Below are 5,654 nucleotides of genomic sequence, written 5' to 3' on the forward strand. Positions count from 1 at the left end.
GGCGGGTGCGGCGCTCGCGCTTCTGCTCGGGCGTGGCGGTGGGGCGCGCGACGCCGCCATCATCCCCGGCGACGCGGGGCAGGGGCACGGCCGCGACCTTGTCCAGCCCCTCGATCCGGATCACCTCCTCGACGAGGTCGGCGGGGCCGTCGATGTCGCGGCGCCACGTCGGCGGCGTGACCCGCCAGTCCTCCGTGACCGCGAAGCCGAGCGACTCGAGGATCGCGCGCTGGCGTTCCGGCGCGACCGCGAGGCCGCCGAGCGTCCCGGCGAGCGCCGGGTCATAGGCATGGGCGCGCGTGCGAAGCGGCGCCTCGCCCGATCGCGTGACCGCGCCGGCGGTGCCGCCGCACAGGTCCAGCACCAGGCGCGTGGCGATCGCCAGCCCCTCGTCGAGGAACGCCGGGTCCACCCCGCGCTCGAACCGGGTGCGCGCGTCGCTGGCGAGCGCGAGCGCCTGGCCGGTGCGCGCGATGCCCTCGGGCTCGAACCACGCGCACTCGATCAGCACGTCGCTCGTCGCGTCGCGGACGCCGGAACGCTCGCCGCCCATGATGCCGGCGATGTCGTGCACCTCGCGGTCGTCGGCGATGACGGTCATCTGCGGGGTGAGCGCATAGCGGCGCCCGTTGAGCGCGACGACGCTTTCTCCCGCCCTTGCCCGCCGGACAACGAGCGGTCCGGCGAGGGTCGCGCGGTCGTAGACGTGGAGCGGCCGGCCAAGGTCGATCATCAGGTAGTTGGTGATGTCGACCAGCGCGCCGATCGGCTTCTGCCCGATCGCGGCCAGCCGCCGCCGCATCCACTCGGGCGAGGGACCGTTCGTCACGCCCGACACGGCCTGCGCGAGGACGGCGGGGCAGCCGACGGGATCCTCCGTGCGGACAAGCGGCCCGGCCCCGGTGCCCGGCGCTTCGGCAAGGGGGGGCGGGGCCTTCGCGGGCGCGGCCCGAATGCGGGGGGGGATGCGGCTGGCCACCACCTCCTCCAGCGGCCGCAACGTCCCCAGTCCCGCCGCCGCCAGGTCGCGCGCGATGCCGCGCACGCCCATGCAATCCTGCCGGTTGGGCGTCACCGACACGTCGAACACCGGATCGTCCAGCCCCGCCCACGCCGGATAGACCGCGCCCACCGGAGCGTCGGCGGGAAGCTCGACGATCCCGTCATGCTCTTCCCCAAGCCCCAGTTCGCGCGCCGAGCACATCATGCCCCACGACTCGACCGCGCGTATGACAGTAACCTTCAGCGTGACTCCGCTGCCCGGCACATGAGCGCCCGGCGGGCCGAACACGCCGACCAGCCCCGCGCGCGCGTTGGGGGCGCCGCAGACGACCTGAACCGGGTCCTCCCCCGCGTCGACGCTCAGCACCTGGAGCTTGTCGGCCCCGGGATGCGGCGCGGCGGTCAGCACGCGGGCGAGGCGGAACGCCGACAGCGCCGCGCCGGGGTTGTGAACGCCTTCCACCTCCAGCCCGATGCGGGTCAGCGCGTCGGCCACGGCTCCCGCGTCCGCGTCGGTGCCGAGATGGTCCTTGAGCCAGGAAAGGGTGAACTTCACGACGATATTCCCCCCGACAGCGTCGGCACGTCGAGCGCGTCGAAGCCGTAGTGCCGCAGCCAGCGCGCATCGCCGTCGAAGAAGGCGCGCAGGTCGTCCATGCCGTATTTCAGCATCGCCAGCCGGTCGATGCCGCAGCCGAACGCAAAACCCTGCCACTCGGCGGGATCGAGCCCGCAGGCGGCGATGACCCTGGGATGCACCATGCCGCTGCCCAGCACCTCCATCCAGCCGCCGTCCGGCCCGGCGGGATCGCCGCCGATCACGCGCTTGCCCTTGACGAGCGTGTAGCCGACGTCGACCTCCGCGCTGGGTTCGGTGAACGGGAAATAGCTCGGCCGCAGGCGCAGGACGATGTCGTCGCGCTCGAAATAGGCGCGTAGGAACGTCTCCAGCGTCCATTTGAGGTGCCCCATCGTGATCCCGCGGTCGATCACCAGTCCTTCGACCTGGTGGAACATCGGCGTGTGGGTGGCATCCGAGTCCGAGCGATAGGTGCGGCCGGGCGCGATGATGCGGATCGGCTCGCCCTTGCCGTTCGTGCGGTCGGCGACGGCCTGCATGGTGCGGACCTGGACGGGCGAGGTGTGGGTGCGGAGCAGGAAGCGGCCACGCCCGCGTTCGATCGGCTCCGCGCCGGCCGGTGGCGAGCGCAGCTCGTCGTTCGAAGACGGGCCTCGCCCGTCGTCCACCCGATCGGCAAGGTAGAACGTGTCGTGCATCGCGCGGGCGGGATGGCTCGCCGGGATGTTGAGCCGATCGAAGTTGTTCTCGTCCGTCTCGATCTCCGGGCCGGTGGCGACGGCGAAGCCCAGGTCGGCGAAGATCTCCGCCAGCTCGTCCATCACCTGCGAGACGGGATGGATGCTGCCCGCAGGCGGCACGTCGGCCGGCAGCGTCATGTCGAGCGTCTCGGCCGCGAGCCGTGCGTCGAGCACGGCGCGTTCCAGCGCGTCCCGGCGCGTCGCGATCGCGGCGGTCACCGCCTCGCGCAGCGCATGGATCGCGGGACCCTGCGCCTGCCTCTCGTCGGGGGTCATCCCGCCCAGCGACTTGAGGAGCGCGGTGACACTCCCCTGTTTGCCCAGCATTCCGACGCGCAGGCCCTCGAGCGCGGCGAGGTCGGCAGCCTCCATGATCCGGGGCACGAACGACTTAACGTCACCAAAGTTACCCATAGACACCCGTTCATGCTGAGCTTGTCGACGCGCCGTCCTTCCAGGGACGGTAAAGGGCAAGGCAGGGCTTCGACAAGCTTGGCCCAAACGGTGTTGGAACGGCAGAACGACGGAGACGCGATCTCCAACAAAAAGGGGCGCCGGTATCGCCACCAGCGCCCCCGTCAGCCTCGTGGACCGAAGGTCAGGCCGCCGCCTGTTCCTGCGGCAGCGCGGCCTTCGCCTGGGCGACGATGGCGGTGAACACCGCTCCCTCGTGCATCGCGATGTCGGCCAGTACCTTGCGGTCGAGTTCGATCCCCGCGAGCTTGCACCCGTGCATGAACTGGCTGTACGTCAGTCCCTCGGCGCGGACGCCGGCGTTGATGCGCTGGACCCACAGGCCGCGGAACGTGCGCTTCTTCACCTTGCGGTCGCGATACGCGTACTGGCCGGCCTTCTCGACGGCCTGGCGCGCGATGCGGATCGTGTTCTTGCGACGGCCGAAATAGCCCTTCGCCTGTTCGAGGATGTTCTTGTGCTTGGCGCGGGTGGTTACACCCCTTTTGACGCGTGCCATCTAGTCGCTCCTCAGTTCAGACCGTACGGGGCCCAGGCCTTGACGGCCGCCGTGTCGGACTTGGCCAGCACCTTGGTCCCGCGGTTCTGCCGGATGTACTTGCCGTTGTGATGAAGCAGGCGATGGCGCTTGCCGGCGACGCCATGCTTCAGCAGGCCGGTCGCGGTCAGCTTGAAGCGTTTCTTGACGCCGCTCTTCGTCTTGAGCTTGGGCATTTTGGTCTCCTCGTGTTTCGCGACATCGACGGACGGCCGCGGCAGCCCACACTGGCCGGGCAGTCCCACTTGCGGTCGCGGAAAGGCGGGCGCATAGGCCGGCGCGCCGCGTTTGGCAACCGCCGCTAGCGGCGCCTACCGGATATGTGCGAGGATTGCCGCGTGTCGGACCGCGACCCCTCTTCCACGATCGCTCCGGCCATGTCCCCGCGCCGCGAACGCCCGGTCCACGATGCGGTCGCCATCCCCGTGGCGGTGCTGGCGACGCTGATCGGACTGATCGTCCTCGCGTGGGCGACGCTGTACGTGACGAAGGGCCGGTTCCTGAAGCCGACGTTCGAGCGGCTGGCGGGCAGCGCGCTTGGACGCACCGTCACCGTGCGTGGCGATTTCCAGATCTACTTCGACCCGTTCGACCTGCATTTCCTGGCGCAGGGGTTCGCGATCTCCAACCCCGGCTATGCCAGCCGCCCCGCGCTGTTCCGCGCCGACCGCGTGGAGGCGATGATCCGGCCGCTGTCGCTGGCGTTCGGTCGCCGCCGTTTCCGCTGGATGGACGTCGCCAACGGCGTCGCCGACCTGGAATGGAGCCCGGACCACAAGAGCAACACCTGGACGTTCGGCAGCCCGAAGACGAACGGCAGGCCGTTCGTCTTTCCGGTTATCGACCGCGCGCGCGTGGCGGGCACCACGGTACGCTATCGCGACGGCAGGCTGCCGCTGCTCGCCGACCTGGGCATCCAGACGATCGCGTCGGCGGACGCGCACATCGACGGCGCGGTGCGCTTCACCGCCACCGGGCGCGTTCGCACGACGCCGTTCACCGCCACCGGCGCGCTGCTGTCCCCCAACGCCACCGTCGGACGCGGCAGGAACGAGCTGCGGCTCGACGCCGACGCCGCGCACAACCACCTGACCGTCCACGGCACGCTGCCCAGCCTGGCGGAGTTCGACGGCGTGCCGCTGGCGGTCGCCGCGCGCGGGCGGAACATGGCCGAGCTGTTCCGCATCATCGGCGTCGTCCTGCCGCCGACCCGGACGTATCGATTGCGGGCGACGCTGGTGAACACCGGCACCACCTATGCCTTCAGCCGCCTTGCGGGACGGTTCGGCGACAGCGACCTGTCGGGTACGCTGACCGTGGAGGCATTCGAGCCGCGCATCCACCTCGACGCGACGCTGGCGACGCACAGGCTGGACATCGTCGATGCCGCGCCGTTCATCGGTTACGACCCCGATCTCGTCGCCACGCAGGGCGCCGCGGCGGCTTCCGGGCAGGGACAGGCGACCCCGCGGCTGCTGCCCGACACCGCGCTGCCGGTCGACGAGTTCGGCAATTTCGACGCCGACCTGAAATGGCGGATCGCCGTCGTCCGCTCGCGCCGCGTGCCGCTGTCCGACATCGGCCTGACGCTGAAGCTCGACGACCGGCTGCTGACGCTGAAACCGCTCGATTTCACCATGTCGCGCGGCACGGTCGCGTCGAGCTGGACGATCGACGCGCGCCGCCGGCCGGCGCACTGGACCGCGGACATCCGCCTCGCGCCCACGCCGATGGGCCGGCTGCTGGCGGGCTGGGGCGTGTCGGAGGCGGGGACGTCTGGCGTCGTGAAGGGACACATCGGCCTCGTCGGCGACGGAAACTCGTTCCACGACTGGCTGTCGACCTCGCGGGGGCGGATCGCCTTCATCCTGCCGCGGGGCAGCTTCTGGACGCGCAACGTCCAGCTCGCCGAGCTCGATCTGGGCGTCTTCGCGCAGAAGATGTTCACCAGGGAGCTGAAGGAGCCGGTGCAGATCAACTGCGGGCTGATCGCCTTTTCGGTGCGTCGGGGCATCGCCGCCGCCGATCCGATCCTGATCGACACGACCAAGAACGTGATGCTCGGGCGCGGCGGCTTCTCGTTCCGCAACGAGAGCCTGGACCTCGCCTTCCGCGCCGACGCCAAGAAGTTCTCGCTGTTCTCCGGCCAGTCGCCGGTCGGGATCGAGGGCTTTTTCGCCAGGCCACGCCTCGACGTGCTGAGCAGGGAGCTGGCCGGGCGCGCGGGCGCGGCGGTCGCGCTGGGGTTGCTGGCGACCCCGCCGGCGGCGATCCTCGCCTTCGTCGATGTGGGCGACGCGAAGGCCGCCGCCTGCGGCCC

The 5,654-nt window shown here is 70.7% G+C and carries 5 protein-coding genes; 1 reads left to right on the top strand and 4 read right to left on the bottom strand.

Translation table 11 applies throughout. The features are described from left to right. The 4 genes from pheT to rpmI form a co-directional block, all read right to left on the bottom strand. Positions 1-1,558: phenylalanine--tRNA ligase subunit beta (gene pheT, locus HUV01_RS11105; RefSeq protein ID WP_174298317.1), on the bottom strand; the 1,558-nt coding region annotated here is incomplete at its 3' end. Continuing rightward, complete coding sequence (pheS, locus tag HUV01_RS11110; RefSeq protein ID WP_174298318.1) at positions 1,555-2,736, bottom strand: phenylalanine--tRNA ligase subunit alpha; 1,182 nt, start codon at positions 2,734-2,736, stop codon at positions 1,555-1,557. The genes pheT and pheS, both read right to left, overlap by 4 nt. A gap of 184 nt (positions 2,737-2,920) precedes the next feature. Beyond that, complete coding sequence (gene rplT, locus HUV01_RS11115) at positions 2,921-3,295, bottom strand: 50S ribosomal protein L20 (RefSeq protein ID WP_174298319.1); 375 nt, start codon at positions 3,293-3,295, stop codon at positions 2,921-2,923. An 11-nt stretch (positions 3,296-3,306) separates the two neighbouring features. Continuing rightward, entirely contained in the window at positions 3,307-3,510 is a 204-nt protein-coding gene (gene rpmI, locus HUV01_RS11120; RefSeq protein ID WP_174298320.1) for a 50S ribosomal protein L35, read from the bottom strand. A gap of 201 nt (positions 3,511-3,711) precedes the next feature. Between rpmI and HUV01_RS11125 the strand changes: the two genes are divergently transcribed. Further along, positions 3,712-5,654: AsmA family protein (locus HUV01_RS11125; RefSeq protein ID WP_174298321.1), on the top strand; the 1,943-nt coding region annotated here is incomplete at its 3' end.

The organism is Sphingomonas bacterium (assembly GCF_903643035.1).
In the GTDB taxonomy this organism is placed as follows: domain Bacteria; phylum Pseudomonadota; class Alphaproteobacteria; order Sphingomonadales; family Sphingomonadaceae; genus Sphingomonas.

Coding starts and splice junctions, on each gene's coding strand:
- pheS (WP_174298318.1), bottom strand. CDS start 2,736: ATGGGTAACTTTGGTGACGTTAAGTCGTTCGTGCCCCGGATCATGGAG.
- rplT (WP_174298319.1), bottom strand. CDS start 3,295: ATGGCACGCGTCAAAAGGGGTGTAACCACCCGCGCCAAGCACAAGAAC.
- rpmI (WP_174298320.1), bottom strand. CDS start 3,510: ATGCCCAAGCTCAAGACGAAGAGCGGCGTCAAGAAACGCTTCAAGCTG.